The sequence below is a fragment of the Labrys sp. HAY1-8F genome (assembly GCF_056754975.1).
The window spans coordinates 1868686-1888206 of the sequence record NZ_JBPGWZ010000001.1 but is presented as its reverse complement, the minus strand read 5'-3'; the positions used below and the strand labels follow the sequence as shown (position 1 = coordinate 1888206).

General features: G+C 63.2%; 17 protein-coding genes. 6 read left to right on the top strand and 11 right to left on the bottom strand.

Features of this window, described 5'->3' with window-relative positions; translation table 11 throughout:
- Positions 1–64 precede the first annotated feature (64 nt).
- From sciP to ACR9ZN_RS08675, 3 genes are all read left to right on the top strand, one after another.
- On the top strand, positions 65–340 hold the full coding sequence (sciP, locus tag ACR9ZN_RS08685; RefSeq protein WP_068297942.1) for a CtrA inhibitor SciP: 276 nt from the start codon (positions 65–67) through the stop codon (positions 338–340).
- Positions 341–853: 513 nt separating this feature from the next.
- The gene (locus tag ACR9ZN_RS08680; protein ID WP_481271910.1) at positions 854–2431 is read left to right on the top strand and encodes a gamma-glutamyltransferase family protein; all 1578 of its coding nucleotides are present in this window, start codon (positions 854–856) and stop codon (positions 2429–2431) included.
- 2 nt (positions 2432–2433) lie between these two features.
- The gene (locus tag ACR9ZN_RS08675) at positions 2434–3666 is read left to right on the top strand and encodes an amidohydrolase family protein (protein WP_454819043.1); all 1233 of its coding nucleotides are present in this window, start codon (positions 2434–2436) and stop codon (positions 3664–3666) included.
- A gap of 150 nt (positions 3667–3816) precedes the next feature.
- Here the strand turns inward: ACR9ZN_RS08675 and ACR9ZN_RS08670 are convergent, their stop codons facing one another.
- From ACR9ZN_RS08670 to ACR9ZN_RS08635, 8 genes are all read right to left on the bottom strand, one after another.
- Positions 3817–5463, bottom strand: a complete 1647-nt coding sequence (locus ACR9ZN_RS08670) for an AMP-binding protein (protein WP_481271909.1) — start codon at positions 5461–5463, stop codon at positions 3817–3819.
- Positions 5464–5597: 134 nt separating this feature from the next.
- Positions 5598–7334, bottom strand: a complete 1737-nt coding sequence (locus ACR9ZN_RS08665; RefSeq protein ID WP_481271908.1) for a tetratricopeptide repeat protein — start codon at positions 7332–7334, stop codon at positions 5598–5600.
- Between the two features lie 191 nt (positions 7335–7525).
- Positions 7526–8956, bottom strand: coding sequence for a gamma-aminobutyraldehyde dehydrogenase (locus ACR9ZN_RS08660; RefSeq protein WP_434959796.1), 1431 nt, complete (start codon positions 8954–8956; stop codon positions 7526–7528).
- Positions 8957–9095: 139 nt separating this feature from the next.
- The gene (locus tag ACR9ZN_RS08655) at positions 9096–9902 is read right to left on the bottom strand and encodes an ABC transporter permease (protein ID WP_434959797.1); all 807 of its coding nucleotides are present in this window, start codon (positions 9900–9902) and stop codon (positions 9096–9098) included.
- Between the two features lie 29 nt (positions 9903–9931).
- The gene (locus ACR9ZN_RS08650) at positions 9932–10876 is read right to left on the bottom strand and encodes an ABC transporter permease (RefSeq protein ID WP_434959798.1); all 945 of its coding nucleotides are present in this window, start codon (positions 10874–10876) and stop codon (positions 9932–9934) included.
- Positions 10873–11907 carry an ABC transporter ATP-binding protein gene (locus tag ACR9ZN_RS08645; RefSeq protein WP_481271907.1) on the bottom strand — a complete coding sequence of 345 codons (1035 nt, stop codon included), beginning with the start codon at positions 11905–11907 and terminating at the stop codon, positions 10873–10875. Before ACR9ZN_RS08645 ends, ACR9ZN_RS08650 begins: the two co-directional genes overlap by 4 nt.
- A 351-nt stretch (positions 11908–12258) precedes the next feature.
- Positions 12259–13431, bottom strand: a complete 1173-nt coding sequence (locus tag ACR9ZN_RS08640) for an ABC transporter substrate-binding protein (protein ID WP_481271906.1) — start codon at positions 13429–13431, stop codon at positions 12259–12261.
- A gap of 259 nt (positions 13432–13690) precedes the next feature.
- The gene (locus tag ACR9ZN_RS08635; RefSeq protein WP_481271905.1) at positions 13691–14599 is read right to left on the bottom strand and encodes a LysR substrate-binding domain-containing protein; all 909 of its coding nucleotides are present in this window, start codon (positions 14597–14599) and stop codon (positions 13691–13693) included.
- A 41-nt stretch (positions 14600–14640) separates the two neighbouring features.
- Here ACR9ZN_RS08635 and ACR9ZN_RS08630 point away from each other — a divergent pair, with 41 nt between their 5' ends.
- On the top strand, positions 14641–15912 hold the full coding sequence (locus ACR9ZN_RS08630; RefSeq protein ID WP_481271904.1) for a BaiN/RdsA family NAD(P)/FAD-dependent oxidoreductase: 1272 nt from the start codon (positions 14641–14643) through the stop codon (positions 15910–15912).
- Here the strand turns inward: ACR9ZN_RS08630 and ACR9ZN_RS08625 are convergent.
- From ACR9ZN_RS08625 to ACR9ZN_RS08615, 3 genes are all read right to left on the bottom strand, one after another.
- On the bottom strand, positions 15888–16850 hold the full coding sequence (locus tag ACR9ZN_RS08625) for a nucleoside hydrolase (protein WP_481271903.1): 963 nt from the start codon (positions 16848–16850) through the stop codon (positions 15888–15890). The two genes, ACR9ZN_RS08630 and ACR9ZN_RS08625, sit on opposite strands and share 25 nt — an antisense overlap.
- Before the next feature lie 102 nt (positions 16851–16952).
- Positions 16953–17558: a methyltransferase gene (locus ACR9ZN_RS08620; protein WP_481271902.1), complete on the bottom strand. Its 606-nt coding sequence runs from the start codon at positions 17556–17558 to the stop codon at positions 16953–16955.
- 68 nt (positions 17559–17626) lie between these two features.
- On the bottom strand, positions 17627–17797 hold the full coding sequence (locus ACR9ZN_RS08615) for a hypothetical protein (RefSeq protein WP_481271901.1): 171 nt from the start codon (positions 17795–17797) through the stop codon (positions 17627–17629).
- A 104-nt stretch (positions 17798–17901) separates the two neighbouring features.
- Here ACR9ZN_RS08615 and ACR9ZN_RS08610 point away from each other — a divergent pair, with 104 nt between their 5' ends.
- Together ACR9ZN_RS08610 and ACR9ZN_RS08605 are read left to right on the top strand one after the other, a co-directional pair.
- Positions 17902–18840, top strand: a complete 939-nt coding sequence (locus tag ACR9ZN_RS08610) for a LysR family transcriptional regulator (RefSeq protein WP_481271900.1) — start codon at positions 17902–17904, stop codon at positions 18838–18840.
- A 171-nt stretch (positions 18841–19011) separates the two neighbouring features.
- Positions 19012–19521 carry a hypothetical protein gene (locus tag ACR9ZN_RS08605; protein ID WP_434959807.1) on the top strand — a complete coding sequence of 170 codons (510 nt, stop codon included), beginning with the start codon at positions 19012–19014 and terminating at the stop codon, positions 19519–19521.

Sequence of the window (19521 nt, the reverse complement as noted above, 5' to 3'; positions counted from 1 at the left end):
AATTTTTAAGCGAGCCCCCCTAGCCTGCAGCTTACATGGTCATTCGAATTGTGTGAGCGTACCCATGACCGAAACTCTTCGCCCTCGGGTGAAATATGTCATTGGCCCCGACGGCAGCCCCCTGACCGTTGCGGACCTACCGCCGCCCGGTACCCAGCGATGGGTGATCCGGCGCAAGGCGGAAGTGGTTGCCGCCGTACGTGGCGGACTTCTCAGCCTCGAGGAGGCCTGCAACCGCTATGTGCTGACTACCGAGGAATTCCTGTCCTGGCAGGCCTCGATCGACCGCCATGGCCTGGCGGGCCTGCGCACCACGCGCATTCAGCATTACCGGCAATAGATCTGGGATCAGGCCGTCCGGCCTGCTCTTTCCGCTTGCAGCGGATACGACAGTCCAAGAGCAGATTGCGATGACCAAAAGTCGCAACCTGCTCTTTTTTTGTCGGACGGCGAGCCACCCATCCACGGTCTATAATAGCCAGTTGGTCTGCGAGATCGGGTTCATGCACCCCACACAAGGGGTCTTGGCGTCATACCACGTCTCGAAGATGCTGCCCGGTCGAAGCATGACCTTCCTGGAAACGCAGGCGTCCTCGCCCGCTCTTTAAAGCGCTCCGCCTGGCGAATCGGAGGAGCAGACGAGGACGCCAGCGACGCCACGAATAGACAACGTCTGGACGCCTTGGGGTTGGCCTGTCCAGCACTGTGAACGCTTCGCTGTCGTCTGCCCATCGCCGGGATTTCCGCTGGGTGCACCGACGTCGGGGGCCGGAAGAATTCGAACGCGCTTACGCCGGAAATGGCCCGGAACTTGCTTGACTGGAGGCCTGTTCACCCAATCGGCGGCGATTGCATGAAGACCGTCCCACGGCAAAGGCCCAGCGAGAACGCGACGTCGAGCGCAGGCATGGTCGTCGCGCCGCACTGGCTCGCCACAGAGGCCGGAGCAAAGGTCCTCAAGCGGGGGGGCAATGCCATCGAGGCGCTGGTTGCCGCAAGCGCGTCACTCTCGGTCCTCTATCCACATTTTTGTGGTCTCGGCGGAGACGCGGTTTGGCTGGTTGCCGATCGCACGGGTACTGCCACCGTCTTCCTGGGCATTGGCCAGGCAGCGAGGTTCATCCCCGATCTGTCTGTCATCCCGCTTCGCGGGCCGCTTTCGGCCATAACGACGGCATGCCTCGTCGACAGTTGGGGACAAGTCCTTGATTACTCCCACAGCCACTGGCAGGGCCGATTGTCCATCGCCGGCCTGCTCGACGACGCCGTCGCGCTGGCACAAAACGGCTTCGACGTCAGTCCTTCTCAAGAATTCTGGCATCGTTTCCGCGGAAGCGAGGTCACGCAATGGCATGGCTTCCAAGGGGTCTTCTTCCGGAACGGCATACAGCGCCAGCCGACTTTAGCGAGTTCGCTGCGCGCCATAGCCGATCACGGCGTGCGTGAGTTCTACGAAGGCGAGCTCGGCGCGCGCATCGCGTCGGGCCTCCGAACCGCCGGTTCACCCCTGACTGCTGCGGATCTCGCCAGCACCCGCACACTCCGTGAGCAGCCACTGGCGCAAAGCTATCGCGACGTGACCCTTCTTGCGCCGCCGCCGCCGACGCAAGGCGCGACGACGCTCGCCATCATGGCTGTCTTGTCTTCCTTCGATTTGGGCCGGCTCGACCCTGCCTCGGCCGAATTCTACCACCTCCTCGTGGAAGCTGTGAAACAGGCCTTCCTCGATCGCCCGTCGATCGTCGACCCCGCCTTCACAGACGTGAATGTCGCGCAGTTGCTCGATGGGCGCCGACTGGCTGCGAAGGCACGCTCTATCGATCTCGACAGGGCGTTGCCTTGGCCGCACCCCTTCCAGACCGCCGACACGGCCTTCCTGGCGGCGACGGACAGCGCGGGCAGGAGCGTTGCCATGCTGCAGAGCCTCTATTTCGACTGGGGCAGCGGCGTCGTCGCCGGCGACACGGGCATCCTATGGCAGAACCGCGGCGCGGCCTTCAGCCTCGATCCAGCGAGCCCGAACTGCATCAGGGCCGGCAAGCGTCCCTTCTACACGTTGAACCCCGGCATCGGCTTGAAGGACGGGCGCCCCTGCCTGCTTTACGGCACTCAAGGCGCCGACGGACAGCCGCAGACCCTCGCTCTGCTGCTGTCACTGCTGATCGACCACGGGCTCGATCCGCTTGCGGCCCTATCCCGGCCGCGTTTCCTTCTGGGGCGCACCTTCTCGGACAGTCGCGACAGCCTGAAGATAGAGGCCCATGCCGGAGGTTCGCTCATTGCCGAGCTTGCGGACAAGGGACATCAGGTGGGTCGGATCGAACCCTTCAGCCAACTCGGCGGACATGCCGGCATCATTCGCCTCGGACCTGACGGGACGATCATAGCCGCGCATGATCCGCGCAGCGATGGCGGGGCGATTGGCCTTTGACGATGGACATTCCCCCAGCTGACCTGTTTATCCGCAATGCCCGCCTGCCGACCAGTGAGGAGCCGGTAGACTTGGCGATACGCGACAAGTCGATCGCCGCGATCGGTCGAGAGCTTCGTTGTGAAGCGGTTGAAATCGTAGACGCCGAAGGTGCGCTGGCTTGCGGCGGCTTCGTCGACAGCCACATCCATCTGGACAAAGCTTGTATCCTCGATCGCTGCCGCATCTGCGAGGGTACCTTGGCGGAGGCGGTGCGCGAGACGGCAAGAGCCAAGGCGTCCTTCACCGAGGCGGATGTCTATGCACGGGCCGCTCGCGTCGTCGAGCAGGCCATCATACAAGGCACCATGGCGATGCGCAGCTTCGTCGAAGTCGATCCGCGGGCCGGGTTGCGCTCCTTTGAAGCCGTCAAACGCGTTCGCCGGGATTACGCGTTCGCCATCGATATCGAGATCTGCGCTTTCGTGCAGGAAGGGCTCACCAACGAGCCGGAAACGCTAGGTTTGTTGAATGAGGCCCTGGCGGACGGAGCGGATCTGGTGGGTGGTGCTCCCTACACCGATCCCGATCCGGCTGGACAAATCAGCCTGATCTTCGACCTCGCGCAAGCGCACGGCGTCGCTGTCGACTTCCATCTCGATTTCGATCTCGCACCCGAAAAGAGCAATCTGCCCGTCGTCCTGAAGGAAACGATACGACGCGGTTGGCAGGGGCGCGTCTCGCTCGGACACATGACGAGCCTTTCGGCGCGGCCGTCGCATGAAGTTGAAGCGATCGCGACAGGGCTCCGGGAGGCCGGTATTGCAGTGGTGGCCCTGCCAGCCACCGACTTGTTCCTAAATGGCCGCGAGTATGAGCGACTGGTGCCGCGTGGGGTCGCTCCGACCCATATTCTCGCTTTGAGGGGTGTGAATGCCTCGATCGCCACCAACAATATTCTCAACCCCTTCACGCCATTTGGTGATGCCTCACTCCTTCGCATGGCGAACCTCTATGCCAATGTCGTTCAACTTTCGCGCACCGAGCATCTACGGCTCATCTTCGACATGATCGGTCCCCTTGCAGCGCGCGGAATGCGGCGCGCATCCGGCCTATCGGTCGGAGCGGCAGCCGACATCGTACTGATCGACTGCGTGACGCCCGAACAGGCGATACGCGAGAACAGCCGCGTGATACGTGGCTGGAAGCGCGGTCGCCCGACATTCCGTACGACGAGGCCGGAGATCATTCGCTGAGGATAATGATGTCGCCGGGCTGCTAAGTAGGAAGCAGTCGAGTTTCCCCAGCTAGAGCAAAGCGCGTTTGGACGGAAACGCTTGTTTGCTCTAACTCTCTGGTTCGACACGTCTTTGCGATTCCTGGCGATTCCGCCAAATCGCAACGCTCTAGCTCCGCAAATCCTTGCGCAAGATCTTGCCGACATTGGACTTCGGCAAATCATCCCTGAATTCCACGAATTTCGGCACCTTGTAGCCGGTGAGATGCTGCTTGGCATAGGCACGCACGGCCTCGACCGTCAAAGTGGGATCGCTCCTGACCACGAAGGCCTTGGGCGCCTCGCCGGCCGCGCCGTCGGAGACACCGATCACCGCCGCTTCCTTGATTCCCGGCATCTTGGCCAGCACGTCCTCGACCTCGTTGGGGAAGACGTTAAAGCCCGAAACCAGGATCATGTCCTTGCGCCGGTCGACGATACGGAAATAGCCGGAAGCATCCATCACGGCGATGTCGCCGGTGAGGATCCACTCACCGCGCATCACCTTGGCCGTTTCGTCCGGCCGGCGCCAATAGCCGGCCATCACCTGCGGCCCGCGCACGGCCAGTTCGCCTGGCATGCCGAGCGCCACCTCGTTGAAATCATCGTCGACGCATTTGACATCGGTGTCCGGCAAGGGAACGCCGACCGCGCCGTTGTGCCCCGAGCCGAACGGGTTGAAGCAGACGACCGGTGACGTCTCGGTCAGGCCGTAGCCCTCCCCGACCGGCACGCCGACGCTCTTGTGCCAGCGCTCGGCCACCGCAGCCTGCAGCGCCGTGCCGCCAGCAATGCAGACCCTGAGATGGGGCTTGGGCATGGACGTGAACCAGGCCTCGTTGAGCAGGCCGTTATAGAGTGTGTTGACGCCGGTGATGTAGCTGACCGGATAGTTTTCGAAAGCCTTGCGCAGATTGCTCAGGGGACGCGGATTGGGCACCAGCAGCACATGAGCGCCCCGCGCCGTGAAGGTGAGGAAATTCACCGTGAAAGCGAAGATGTGATAGAGCGGCAGCGCCGTCATGATCACGTCGTCCCGCGTGAAGGCACCGCCCCCGAAGGCCAGCACCTGCATGACGTTCATGACCAGGTTGCGATGGGTGAGCATGGCGCCCTTGCTCACGCCGGTGGTGCCGCCCGTATATTGCAGGCAGGCAGTCGCCGAAGAGTCCATGCCGGCGGTGATGTCGGCAATCTTCAGGCCGCGTGCGAGCTTGGCCTGGCCAAGCGCCAGGGCCTGCTTGAGGCGGACATGCGGGAAGGTCGCGGCCGGGATCTCCTTGCGCACGTATTTTTGCACCAGGCCGATCACGGTGCGCGGCAAGACCGGGAAAAATTCGGCCGCGCTGATCATGACCACATGCGGCACCTTCACCGTCGCGAGGGTCTTGGCCGTGCGGTCGGCGAACATGTCGATCACCACCAGCACGGAAATGCCACCATCTGCGAAGACCGCACCGGCCTCCTCGGCCAGGTAGAGCGGGTTTACATTGACCAGCACGCAGCCTGCCTTGAACACGCCGAAAGCGACCACAGGATAGGCGAGCCCGTTGGGGGCCTGGATGGCCACGCGCGAGCCGGGCGGCAGTTTCAGCTCGCCATGCAGATAGGCGGCGAACTGATCCGACAATCGATCGGCCTCGCTATAGCTGAGCGAACCGTGCATACCGTTGGGCATGACGCAGCTGTAGGCCGTCTTGCGCGGGGTTTCGCGTGCGCTCTGGACGATCATGTCCCCCAGCAATCTGTAGGGCACCTCCCCGACATGCGGTTTCATGTCTCCGTCATAAGCTGCCAACCATGGCCTTTGCGCAGACGAAACCGCCGTCATGATTCCTCCCAACCCGTTTATGGTTGGCGATATCATGACGGAATTGTCGCGGTGGGCAAGTTGTACGACGGCAACGCACATTAATTTGGCGGGACGAAGTAGAATTCCGTGGTCAGGCCCGACAGACGTTCGGGACGCTGCTTGTCTCCCGTCGCTGCCTTCACATCGGCCGTCACTCTTTTCATCAGCGTCTCGACCTCGACGCCCGGCGCACCGACATTGGCAAGGAAGGCCTGCGTAAAGGGGCTGTTTCGCCCAGTGCCGTCGGCGGCCACGTCATTGGGCTGGGTGGCGAACACCACGAGCGTATCGGGCGAATCGACGGTGAGGCGGGCAAGGCCGCGCGTCTCGGCATAGGCACGATTCTGCGCCTTGAGCTGGGCCTTGAGGGCGTCGGCGAACGGATTGTTGCGGCAGCCATCCAGGAAGACCAGCGTGGTCTTGGCCTGCGAATCCACGGTGTGCAGCAGACGCTGCAACGACACGTTGAACTGCTGGACGTCGAACAGGCTGCGCACCCTGGTATCGACGGGCAGCAGCCAATTCTCGCCATCCACCTGCATGGCATGGCCAGAATAATAGAAGACGGCGACATCGGCGCCCTGCGCCTTGGCGACGAACCGGTTCACCGTGTCGGAAAAGCCCGACAGGGTGAGATCATAGCCCGTCACCACGTCGAAGCCGAGCTGCTGCAAGCGGGCACTGACATCGGCGGCATCATTGTGGGGATTGGCAAGAGCCGCCTGCGGATAGGCGCCGTTGCCGATCACCAAAGCGACGCGGCGCTGTGCCTTGATGGCGGCGAGCGCGCCGGCCGCAGGTGCCGCATTGGTGCCCGGTGAGGGAACGGACGCCGCAGCACCGGCCTTTTCGACGTCGGCCAACAGGTCGCGCGTATTCAGGAAATCAGATTTCTGGGCAAGAATGTTGCGGAAATCCGCCGCGGCCAGATCGAGCTTGCCCAACTCCTTATAGGCCTGCCCCCTGCCATAGCGCGCGTTCAGATAGGACGGATCGAGCTCCAGCGCCTTGGTGAAATCGGCGACCGAGCGCTCATAATCCTTCTTCAAGCCATAGGCGCCGGCCCGCCCGCTCAAGGCAAGGATGGTCTCCGGCTTGAGGGCCAGGGCCCTGTCGTAGTCGGCAATCGCTTCGTCGAAACGCTTGCCGCTCATATAGTTGTTGCCGCGATTGACGAGCGCATTGACATAGCTCGGATTGAGCTTGAGCGCCTGGGAGAGATCCGAGATCGCCCTATCGGTCTGCTTGAGTTCGGCATAGACGTTCGCGCGGCCGCTATAGGCGTTGAAGAATTTCGGATTGATGCGGATCGCCTCGCTGTAGCTCTTGATCGCCTCCTCGTAGCGGCCCTGGTTGAAATAGACATTGCCGCGGCCGTGTTGGGGATTGGCATCGCGCGGATCGAGCTTGATGGCCAGCGCGAAATCCTTGAGGGCGAGATCGTTTTCGCCGCGCCAGAAATGGACGTTGCCGCGACCGACATAGGCGGTCTCGTTCCCGGCATCGAGACGCAGCGCCTCGTTCAGATCGGCCAGCGCCTCATCATAACGCTGCAGGCTGACATAGGCGTTGCCACGATTGGAAAAGGCATAGGTGCGAAACTGCTTGAGCTTTCCCTCGGGCAAATCGAGGAATCGGGTACAGGCCTTGACGCTAGCGGCTGGATCCTTCCCGATAGCCCGGCAGACCTGCCAGATCGGCTCGACAGCGGCCGCGTTGGCCTTGGTCATTGCCGGCGCCGCCAGCAGAGCGCAGACCAACAGCGCGGCCGAGGCAAGCTTCTTCGCAAGCTTCATGGCAATCACCTCGTTCATGAAATGACATGATGAAATCAATGGCTTGCGCGGGCTGTTCCACGCACAACACCAGACCATGCCCGAACTCGGCATTGCTGTCCAAAACGAAAGGATGGGCCTTGGCGGAATGCAAGACCCATCCTTGCTTTGCTTGCGAAACGGTCTAGCGCCCGACGGTCTCGCGTCCGGAATCAGCCCATCTTGACCATGACGTGGCGTGCCACAGTGTAGTCCTCCAGGGCATACATCGACAGGTCCTTGCCATAGCCGGAGGACTTGACGCCGCCATGCGGCATCTCGCTCACCAGCATGAAGTGGCAGTTCACCCAGGTGCAGCCATATTGCAGGCGCGAGGCCATCTGCATGCCCCTGGAAAGGTCGCGCGTCCAGACCGAGGACGCCAGGCCGTAGTCGGAATCATTGGCCCAGCCCAGGGCTTCCTCGACATCGTCGAAGCGTGTCACCGAGACCACCGGCCCGAACACCTCGCGACGCACGATCTCGTCGCTCTGCAGGGCCCCGGCGACCACGGTGGGTTCGTAGAAGAAGCCCTTGCCGGCCGCTTGATGGCCGCCGGTGGCGATCTCGATATGCTTGTGCTCGGTAGCCCGCTCGACGAAGGAGGCGACGCGCGAACGCTGGCGCGCGGAAATCAGCGGGCCGATGTCGTTCTCATCGTCATTGGCCTGGTTGTATTTGAGGCTCTTCACCGCGCCGGCAAGATCAGCGACCAGATTGTCGTAGATCTTGCTGCCGGCATAGATGCGGCAGGCGGCGGTGCAGTCCTGGCCGGCGTTGTAGTAGCCGAACAGCTTGACGCCCTCGACCACGGCCTCGAGATCGGCATCGTCGAACACGATCACCGGCGCCTTGCCGCCGAGTTCGAGATGGGTACGCTTGACCGTCTTGGCGGCGGCCTGCAGCACCTTCTTGCCTGTGGCGATGTCGCCGGTCAGCGAAACCATCGAGACCTTGGGATGATGGATCAGGGCATTGCCGACACTCTCGCCGCGTCCAACCACCACATTCACCACGCCTTCCGGGAAGATCTCGGCAATGCTGGCAGCGAGCTTGAGCAGCGTCAACGGCGTCTGCTCGGAGGGCTTGATCACGATGGTATTGCCGCCCGCCAGCGCCGGTGCCAGCTTCCAGGCCGCCATCATCAGGGGATAGTTCCAGGGCGCGATCGAGCCGACCACGCCGACGGCATCGCGCCGGATCATCGAGGTGTGTCCAGCCAGATATTCGCCGGCCACCAGCCCGTGCATGTTGCGCACGGCGCCGGCGAAGAAGCGGAAGCAATCGACGACGCCGGGTATCTCGTCCTGCAGCACGCGGATGCGCGGCTTGCCGCAATTGAGCGCCTCGAGCGTGGCATAGGCCTCCGCATCCTTCTCGATCGCATCGGCAAGCTTGAGCAGGAGAGCCGACCGCTCGGCCGGCGTGGTGCGCGACCAGCCGGCGAAGGCCGTGGCCGCCGCCTCCACCGCCTCGTCGACCTGCTCGACGGAGGCCTCGGGAAGATCGATCAGCGTCTCCTCCGTCTTGGGATTGAGCACTTTCTCCGGTGCCTCGGTGCCGGGCACGAATTTCGACCCGATCAGCATTTTGGTGTCGAGCATGGCAATCTCCTTGGGTCAGGGCGGATGTGAAGGCAGGGCTGAGGGCGGCATGCACCATGCCTCGCCCTCCTACGGGAAGTGATCCTGATGGGGCGCATGGCTGCCGCGGCGCCCCATCGCTTGCAATCGGGGCCTGTACCTATTTCCCCGAACCGGCGACGTTCTCGCCCTCGCGGGTCAGGTAATAGGCCGCGAGAATGGGTATGGCGGTGACCAGGATGACGATGACGGCGACGACATTGGTGACCGGTCGCTGGCGCGGCCGGATCAATTGCTCGAACATCCAGATCGGCAGGGTCTGCTGCTGGCCGGAGGTGAAGGTGGTGACGATCACTTCGTCAAAGGACAGAGCGAAGGCAAGCATGCCGCCCGCCAGCAAGGCGGTGCCGATCGAGGGCAGCACCACATGGCGGAAGGTCTGGAAACCGTCGGCTCCCAGATCCATGGACGCCTCCATCAGCGAGGGCGACAGCCGGCGGAAACGGGCGACCGCATTGTTGTAGACAACCACGATACAGAAGGTGGCGTGGCCGAGCACGATGGTCCAATAGGAAAAAGGAATGCCACCTTCGTGAAAGGCCGTGCGCAGGGCCATGCCGGTGATGATGCCCGGCAAGGCGATCGGCAGGATCAGCAGCAGGGAGATCGACTCCCGGCCGAAGAAGCGGGTGCGCGAGAGCGCCGCCGCCGCCAGCGTGCCGAGAATGATCGCCAGCAGGGTGGAAAGCAGCCCCACCCGGACGGAGAGCGACAACGCCGCCCAGACATCCGGGCGCTCCCAGGCCACACCGAACCATTTCAGCGTCAGGCCCGGCGGGGGAAACTGATAGCTGTTTTCTTCCGTGGTGAAGGCATAGAGGATGATGAAGACCAGCGGGACGATGAGGAAGGCGAGCGAAGCGCCGGCGGCAACGCGCAGGCCGAAGGAAGCACGATTCTCAGTCATGGCAGCCTGCCTCGCGGACTTGTCGGAGATCACAGCGCATCGAAGGCTCCCAATCGCTTGGCGACGGTCAGGAACACCGCCATGATCACCACCGGGACCACGGAAAAAGCTGCGGCGAGCGGAATGTTGCCGGCCGTGCCCTGCTGGACATAGACGACCTGCCCGAGGATGAGCGATGAGGGCCCGACGATCTGCGGCACGATGTAATCGCCCAGCGTCAGGGAGAAGGTGAAGATCGCGCCCGCCACCAAGCCCGGAAAGGCCAGCGGCCAGATCACCTTGCGGAATGTCTGCCCCGGGCTGGCACCGAGATCACCGGAGGCCTCGATCAGCGTGGCTGGCACCCGCTCCAGCGCCGCCTGCAGCGGCAGGATCATGAAAGGCGTCCACAGATAGAGGAACACCAGGATCATGCCGGTATAGCTTACCGACAGGGAGGGGCCGCCGACCACGGGCAGTGCCAGCCAGGCTTCGAGCAAACGGCCGAGGCCGATCCCGTTCATGGCCCAGCCGACGATGCCTTCCTTGGCGAGCAGCAATTTCCAGGCATAGACCTTGACGAGATAGCTCGACCACAGCGGCATCATCACCGCCAGATAGAAGGCGGCCTTCATCCGCCCCCTGGCGTAGCGGGCAGCATAATAGGCGATCGGAAAGGCAATTATCGCCGACAGCACCGTCACCACCGCCGAGACGGAAAGCGTGCGCATGATGATGCTGAAATTGGCTGGCGAGAACAGCTGGCCATAGGTGCTCAGGGTCGGCTCGCGCACCACCACGCCGGAGAAATCGTCGATGGAATAGAAGCTCTCCATCAAGAGCATGAAGAGCGAGCCGAGATAGACGACGCCGAGCCACAGCAGGGGTGGCACCAGCAACAGCATGAGATAGAGCCCGCGCCGCCTGACCAGCAGGTCGGAAAAACGTCGCAACAGTCCGTCGGCAGGGGCCGCGATGGTGACTGGCGTGCTCATGCGCCCTCCATCACATGCAGGGCTTGAGCGGAGAAATTCAGCCGGACGGTCGCTCCTTGGGCCGGCATCCCGGCCGTCGCTGAAGCCGGAATGGCTGCGATCAGCCGGCCACCGGTCTCGGCCGCCAGTTCCACGCGGTTGACGGCACCATGATAGAGGATCTGGGTGATCGTGCCGGTGATGGTGACGGTGTCGGCCGCTGGACTTGTCCCGTCGACAAGCAGACCGATCTTCTCCGGCCTCAGGCTGGCGGGCTTGTCGATACCGAGCCAGGCCTTGGTTTGCGCCGGTTCGATCACATTGGAGCTGCCGACGAAATCGGCGACGAAGCGGTTGCTCGGCCGCTCATAGATTTCCTGCGGGCTGCCGACCTGGGCGATGCGGCCATCGTTGAAGACGGCGACCCGGTCGGCCATGGACAGCGCCTCGCTTTGGTCATGGGTGACGAACACGAAGCTGAGGCCGAGCGAACGCTGCAGCGATTTGAGCTCGCTTTGCATCTCTTCGCGCAGCTTGAGGTCGAGCGCGCCGAGCGGCTCGTCGAGCAACAGCACCTTCGGACGAACCACCAGCGCGCGAGCCAGCGCGACCCGCTGACGCTGGCCGCCCGACAGCTGTCCGGGCTTGCGATCCTCCTTGCCGGCGAGCTTGACCATGGCGAGGGCCTCGCGCCCCTGTCGATAGCGTTCCTGCCTGCCGATGCCGCGGATCATCAGGCCGTAACAGACATTGTCGAGAATGTTGAGATGGGGAAACAGGGCATAATCCTGGAAGACGGTGTTCACTGGCCGGCGATAGGCCGGCATGCCTTCCACATGCTCGCCGAAGATCTCGATATGGCCGGCCGTAGGCTGTTCGAAACCAGCGATAAGCCTCAGACACGTCGTCTTGCCGGACCCCGAAGGGCCGAGCATGGCGAAGAACTCACCCGGCGCAATGTCGAGATTGACACCGTCGACGGCCTTGACGGCGCCGAAATGACGCTCGACGCCTCGGAAGGAAACGGCGGGTATGGTGCTTGGCTCAGCCATGGGGCGTCCCGATGCTTGCAAAGTGGGTTCTTGCAAAGTGGATCCTGGATGCGTCGCAGAATGTGACGAGCACCCCAGCCGTACCGAAAAGGGCACGACTATCCTTCCCCGGTTTCGGGGAAGATGGCGCCGTGCAGCGGCGGCGGAAGGGGTAGGGTAGAGTCGCGTCCGGCGGACGACAGAGCGGCGAAGTCGCGCCACCCGCCTCCATCCGGCCCAGCTCCACCGGTCCCAGCGTACACAAGTTGTGCGTGCGACTTCCCCGAAACCGGGGAAGGATTTCCGCGCCCTGTCTTGAAAGCGCCGGACGCGCGCGCCCTAGCCGATGGAGCGGATAAAACCCGCCACCCCTTATTGTCCACCAATGATAGCGATGTAGTCGCTGGCCCAGCGATGATAAGGCACGCAGGTCCCCTGGCTTTCGCATTTGGAGACTGGCGTCTTCCAGAAGCTGATCTTTTCGAAATTCTCGAAGCCATTGGCCTTGCAGCCATTCTCACCAAGCAGCGTGCTGGCCTTGCAACCCGCGGGCACCGCCGGAAGCGAACCGAACCAGGCGGCGACGTCACCCTGCACCTTGGGCTCGAGCGAATGCTCCAGCCACATATAGGCGCAGTTGGGGTGGGCGGCGTTGGCCGCCAGCATGGTGGTATCGGCCCAGCCCGTCGCTCCTTCCTCGGGGAAAACGGAGGCGATCGGCTTCTTGTCCGCCTGCAGCAGGTTCACCATGAAGGGCCAGGACGAGGAGGCGACCACGCCCTCGTTCTTGAAGTCGTCGGACTGCACATTGGCATCGTGCCAGTAGCGCTGCACCAGGGGGTGCTGCTGGCGCAGCAAATCGAGGACCGCCTTGTATTGCTCCTCGTTCAGTTCATAGGGATCCTTGATGCCGAGTTCCGGCTTCTTGGCCTTGAGATAGAGCGCGGCATCGGCGATGTAGATCGGCCCGTCATAAGCCTGGATACGGCCCTTGTTGGGCTTGCCGTCCGGGAAATTCTGCGGCTCGAACACCACGCTCCAGCTCTTGGGCGCTTCCTTGAACACCTCGGTGTTGTACATCAGCACATTGGGCCCCCACTGATAGGGAACGCCATAATGCTGACCCTCGACGGTGAACCAGGGCGCATTCTGGAGGCGTTCGTCGACCGTCTTCCAGCTTGGAACGAGTGAGGTGTCGACGGGCTGTACCTTCTTGCCGGCAACCAGGCGCAGAGAAGCATCACCGGAGGCCGTGACGAGGTCGTAGCCGCCTTGGTTCATCAGCGTGACCATCTCGTCCGAAGTGCCGGCAACCTTCACCTTGACCTTGCAGCTGGTCTTCTTTTCGAACTCGGTGACCCAGTCATAATTCTTGTCGGTTTCACCGCGCTCGATATAGCCGGCCCAGGCGACGATATTGACCTCGCCCTCCCCCTTGCCGACTTCGGCAGCGAAGGCTGGCAGCGCCAGAGCCGCCACGCCAGCCAGCGCCAGAAACGATAGAGACTTGAGCCATCGAGACTTTTTCACGCCAGATTTGGACATGCTGATCGTTCCTCCGGTTGCCGTTTGGATGCAGGACGCGTTGTTGATTGCGGCGAGCATGCCTTGGAAAAGCCACACACGCCACACCATTCGGGAGATCGGTGATATCGGAAAAATCGATACCAGTACCAAGGGATCGTTTCGCTATATCCCATGGAGGTCGGACGCTTTGCGTCGCTGTGGAGGCGGTTGAAATTCACGCGTGGGTGATGGCGGACCATTGCTTTAAGCCATTGCTGCCGCGTCTTTTTCTAAGAAATCAGCGCCCGCGTCCGGCCCGATAGGTACGCGCCACGGCGACGAATTGCGTGGCGATGGCATCCAGCGGCGAACCGCGCCGCCAGCCGATCACCACTTCTACCGGCAAAAGCTCCTCGGCGAGGTCGCGCGCCTCGATCTTGTCGCCTTCGAGCGACCAGGGCCGATAGGTGAGATCGGGCAGGATGGCGACCCCCGCTCCCGTCGCCACCAAGCTGCGGGCGGCCTCCACCGAACGGGTGCGGATCGCCACCGGCGGCCGCACGCCGGCCCGCCGCCAGGCATATTCGGCCGCCTCCGCGATCTCGTCCAACATCAGCAGCACGAAGGGCTCCTCGGCGAGATCGGCGATGCCGATGCTCTCGGCCTCGGCCAGGCGATGGCCGATCGGCAGCCAGAGGCGATAGGGCGAAGCCTCCATCGTCTCGACATGCAGAGCCGCCGAACTGCGTTCGGTGCCCGCTACCATCACCGCGACGTCGAGTTCCCCACCGACCAGCAGATGATCGAGATAATCACGCCCATCCTCGATGATCTCGACGGCGACATGCGGGAATGCCCGGCGGAAACGGGCGAGCAAGTCAGGCAGCACATAAGCGGCGACCAGAGGCGTCACCCCGACGGCGAGGCGCCCCTCGATCGGCGCCGTCTCCGAGCGCAAGGCGCGGCGGGCGTCGGCGATCTCGGAGAGGATCTTGCGGGCATGGCGCAGGAACTGGTGCCCCTTCAGCGTGAGCTCGACGCCATGGGCACGCCTGTCGAACAGGGAAAAGCCGAGATTGCCCTCCAGTTCGCGGATGGCCTCCGTCACCGTCGATTGCGAAATGGAGAGCTCATGCGAGGCGCGGGACACCGCCCCGTTCTCGGCGACCGCCACGAAATATTGGATTTGCCGGAAGGAGAATGCCATGAGGGCAGTGAGCACAACGCGAACGGGAAATAAAGACGGACGTGGCCGACTTGAGCGACATCGTCATCATTGGCGCCGGGCCAGCGGGCCTAATCGCCGCCGAAAAGCTGGCCGAGGCCGGGCATGGCGTGGCCATCTATGAGCGTATGCCCTCGCCTGCCCGCAAATTCCTGATGGCTGGCCGAGGTGGGCTGAACCTTACCCATGGCGAGGATCTCGATCGTTTCCTCGCCCGCTACGGTCCCGCACGAAGCTTCCTCGAGTCCACCCTGCGCGCCTTTGCGCCCAGCGATCTCGTCGCCTGGGCGGAGGGGCTGGGCGAGAAGACCTTCGTCGGCTCGAGCGGGCGGATCTTTCCGGAAAGCTTCAAGGCCTCGCCGCTGCTGCGGGCCTGGCTCGCCCGGCTCGCTCACCTCGGCGTGACCTTGCACACCCGTCACTGCTGGACGGGGTGGGACGATGAAGGAGCGCTCATTTTTCGCGGGCCGGACGGCGATGCCGTCAGCCGCAAGCCCCGCGCGACCCTGCTCGCTCTCGGGGGCGCCTCCTGGCCGCGGCTTGGTTCGGATGGCGGCTGGACTCCTCTGCTGCGCGGACGCGGTATCGCCGTCACCGAGCTTGCAGCAGCGAACAGCGGCGTCGAGATCGCCTGGAGCCGCGCCTTTATGGAAAAGTCGGCCGGCGAACCGCTCAAGCGCATCGCCGTCTCCATTGCCGACACTACGCGCCGCGGCGAGGCCGTCATTACGGAACAGGGGCTGGAAGGCGGCGTGATCTACGCGCTCTCCCCTTTCGTCCGCACGGCGATCGCCAAGCATGGACATGCCGAGATCGGCATCGACCTGCGTCCCGATCTCGACGAAGCGGCGCTGGCTCGCTTGCTCGACCGGCCACAGGGCAGCCAGTCTCTCTCGACCTATCTGCGCAAGGCCGCCAAGCTGGCGCCGCCAGCCATCGGCCTCCTGCGCGAAGCCACGAACAATGCCTTGCCTCGTGATCCTGCTACCCTGGCCCGCCTGATCAAGCATGTTCCCCTGCAGGTGACGGCCCAGCGCGGCCTCGAACGCGCCATCTCCACTGCCGGCGGTATCGCGCTTGGCGAGGTCGATACCCATCTCATGCTGCGCAAGGCTCCCGGCGTCTTCGTCGCCGGCGAGATGCTGGATTGGGAAGCGCCGACCGGCGGCTATTTGCTGCAGGCCTGCTTCGCCACCGGAGTGGCCGCAGCGAAGGGTATCGAGGCCTGGCTGAGCAAGGATTTGAGCGGACAGGATGTCCGCGGTCCTTCCTACACAGCGCGCAAGATGGTCTGACGGTAGAGATCAAGCAAGGGTTGCGCCTGGACCTCAACGCAAACCGCGTGGCTGGGGCGGCCATCCCAGTCGTTGGGCGGAAAGCCGATCTCGGCAGGCCGCTGGATGGTCTGCCCGAAGGCAAGACCCTCGCATACCACTCGGACCGGCCCCGAGCGGGTCTCGAACAATTCCGGCGCCACCAGATAGATCGCCGCCGAGGCATCATGTACCGAAATGCCGGTGAGGCCCTTCTCGAGATAGAAATTCTCGTAGAAGCGCGTGATGTCCCAGATGAAGCGGCCGACTTCGCCGGCCTCCTCGCTGAGCCGGCGCAGGTAATCCTGCGGCATCAGCACCTCGTGGGTGACGTCGAGGCCGATGACGGCTATAGGCCAGGGCGCGGCGAACATTTCATCGGCGGCATGCGGATCGCCATGGATATTGGCTTCCGCGGCCGGCGTGACATTGCCCAGGTGCCCGCGATAGCCGAAGGCGCCGCCCATCACCACCACCTGGCGAACCAGGCCGGCGATCTCCGGATCCTCGCGCAGGGCCAGCGCCAGATTGGTCATGCGTCCGACCGCCAGCAGCGTGATCTCGCCGGGGTGCTTGCGCACGGTCTCGATGATGAAGCGATGGGCTGGCGTATCGATCGCCTCGGCCTTGATATCCGCGGGAATTTCGACTTCGCCCAGGCCGTTATGACCGTGGACGACGGCAGCATGGTGGGCGTCATCACCGGTCACCGGCCCCGCCGCCCCGCGCGCCACCGGCGCTGCGATGCCGAAGCGCTCCTTGAGATAGAGGGCGTTGCGGGTGGTCGTCTCGACCGGTGCATTGCCATGGCAGGTGGTGATGCCAACGAGCTCGATGTCCGGATGGTAATGCAGGAAGAACAGCGCCATGGCGTCGTCGACGCCAGGATCGGTATCATAGATGACTTTATGGCTGGGCATCACAGGCAAACCGAGAAAAAACGCGGGAACCTCCGCGTCTGCGCCCGGGCGTGGGGAAAGTCAACGCCGCGAAGCCCCTGCGACACCCCGGCAGCGCCCGATTCATGACTTGACGGCCAGGAAGGTGTTCCAGAGATCGCCATCCGGGTCGATGGAAAACTCGTCCCACAGCAAGGTCAGTCCGGCTTGTTCGAGCCGCAAGGCAAACGCATCACGTCGCCAATAGACCGTATGAAAGTTCCCGACGGTCTCCCCGTCGCCGTCGCGCATCGAGACGAGAAAAGGCGCACGGGGACGCAGCGATGCGGCGACCTTGGCCAGCACGTGATCGATCCGATCGCGGGGAACGTGAATCAGCACACATAGGCCGACGACGGCATCATAGGGACCACCGAGATCGTCCGTGACGATGTTGAGCAATTCGCCATGCTTGCCGCGAGCGGCCTGCAACTCGAGGAACCGGCGGGTCGCATCGGTTCGGCGCACCGTGACTCCGAGCGTCTCCAGGAAATCCGCCTCGCGGCCGGGCCCCGATCCGACCTCCAGGATCAACCTGCCTCGTCCTGCCATTTCAGCGGTGCGCCGCAATGCCGCCTGGTCGCGCAGATTCGGCATTTCGGGAATGCGGGCATAGTAGCGATCCGCGCAGCCCTCATAGGATTGGATGGTCTGGCGGCACTGTTCGAGCGCCTCGGTCGTCCTGTTCATGACAATGGCCTCCCTCTTCTTCCGGATGGGCCTTCCCCCATCCTGTCACATCGCGTCGGCAGCGCGGGTCAGCGCCAGCGGACACCCCGGACAACCCGGTTTCCGTCGACCAGGCCCAGGTCGCGCTTCAGGTCATCGCAGAGGTCGCGGGGATCGAGCAGGCGGTGGGCGCGCGACCGGAACGGTGCGGCGAAAAAGTCGAGGATCGAAAGCCTGTAGCGCTTGATGTGTTTCGTCATGTTCGTGGTCCTTTCGGGTTGGAGCGATGGAAACATCCTGCCGCCGCCGAGCCTTGGATTCCAATCGAACGTCACGTAGTATGCATCAACTGGATTGATGCATCATGCGTTGGGATCTGCCGCCTCTGGGCGCCATTCGAGTCTTTGAAGCCGCCGCGCGACTTGGCAGCTTCACCAAGGCCGCCGAGGAGCTCGGCATGACGCAATCAGCCGCTAGCTATCAGATCAAGGTTCTCGAAGAACGCGCTGGAACACCGCTTTTTATCAGAAAAACAAGGCAGATCGCGTTGACCGAGGCCGGTGAACAACTTGCCCCTCTCGTCTCCAACGCGTTCTCGGCGCTGTCGGACGCCTGGTTCGCAACCAAGGGCGGCGCATCTGGAGTGCTCTCCGTCACGACGATCGATACCTTCGCATCGAACTGGCTTGCCGTCCGGCTTGGAACATTCCAGTTGATGTATCCCGATCTGGCCGTGAAGATGGACATTGCATCGCGCTCCCTCGATATCGCTCGCGAAAACGTGGATGTCGGCATCCGTGTCGGTGCCGGAAAATGGCCCGGATTGTCGGCGCACTACCTGTTCAAGGCCGACTATTCGCCGATGCTCAGCCCCGCACTGGCGGAGAAGGTCGGCGGCATCCGCGCACCCGAGGACCTCTACAAGGTTCCCCTGTGCTGCCCGCAGGATCCCTGGTGGGGGGTCTGGTTCAAGGCAGCAGGAGCCAGATTCGAGCCGGATCGCGTGATCCCCGGCCCGACCTTTGGCACACAGGCCTATGAGGCGACTGCAGCGATCACCGACCAGGGCGCGGCGATGCTCACGTGCAACCTCTACACGGCCTTCCTCGACAAGGGCCAGCTCATCCAGCCCTTCGGCGTCACCGGGTCGGATGGCGATGGCTACTGGCTGGTGCATGCCGAAGCGCGGCGCACGACGCCCAAGATCAGAGTCTTCCGAGACTGGATCCTCGCGCAGACGGCCGAGGTCCGCAACCGTGAGAAACGCGAGTTGAGGTCCGCCGGCGCAACCCTGAATGGCTAACCTCTGCCCCTCAGGACAGCACAAGGTGGGGCGAGTCTCTGCCCACCCTGGAATTCCTATAAACTATTGAAATAACAAGAGATTTTCTTGAACAAATCAGTTCGGCATGCTCCTATGCGCGCCGTTGCCAATGCCGGGACCTTGAACCCCGCGGATTGAAGGACTGATATCATGACCCTGCCCAGCCCCGCTGCCGCACGCCCCGTCGGCTATCACATCGATGCGCCGGCCGAGAACCTGCTCTTTTCCGTCTATCGCTGCTGGATGGCCGGCTACGCCACTGGCGATGCCGCCTGTTGGGACATCGCCTGGGAAGGGCTGGCACGCGAAATGCCTGAGGAAAACGCCAAGCCGCTGTTCGGCGAGTTCCATCATTTCGTGCGCACGCTCAGGGCGACCGCCGATACCGAGATCGGTTGGCGGCCGGCGGCTTGCCGTGCCCTGTGCCGCGACGAATGCCTGGTACTCGCCATGGTCGATGCAGCGCAACGCGACGACAGGGTGCAGCTCCTTCATGCCGCTTCGTATCTGCTGAAGAGCGAAGGTTTGCACCGGGCGCTCGACGCCACCACCGCCCTTGCCAAGGCCCTCGCGCGGGTCGGGCTGTTCATCGCTCCCGTCAGCCCCTGCGCCCTCGATACCATGACCCGGATGAAGCCGCCCTCGGCCATCGCCCACTGA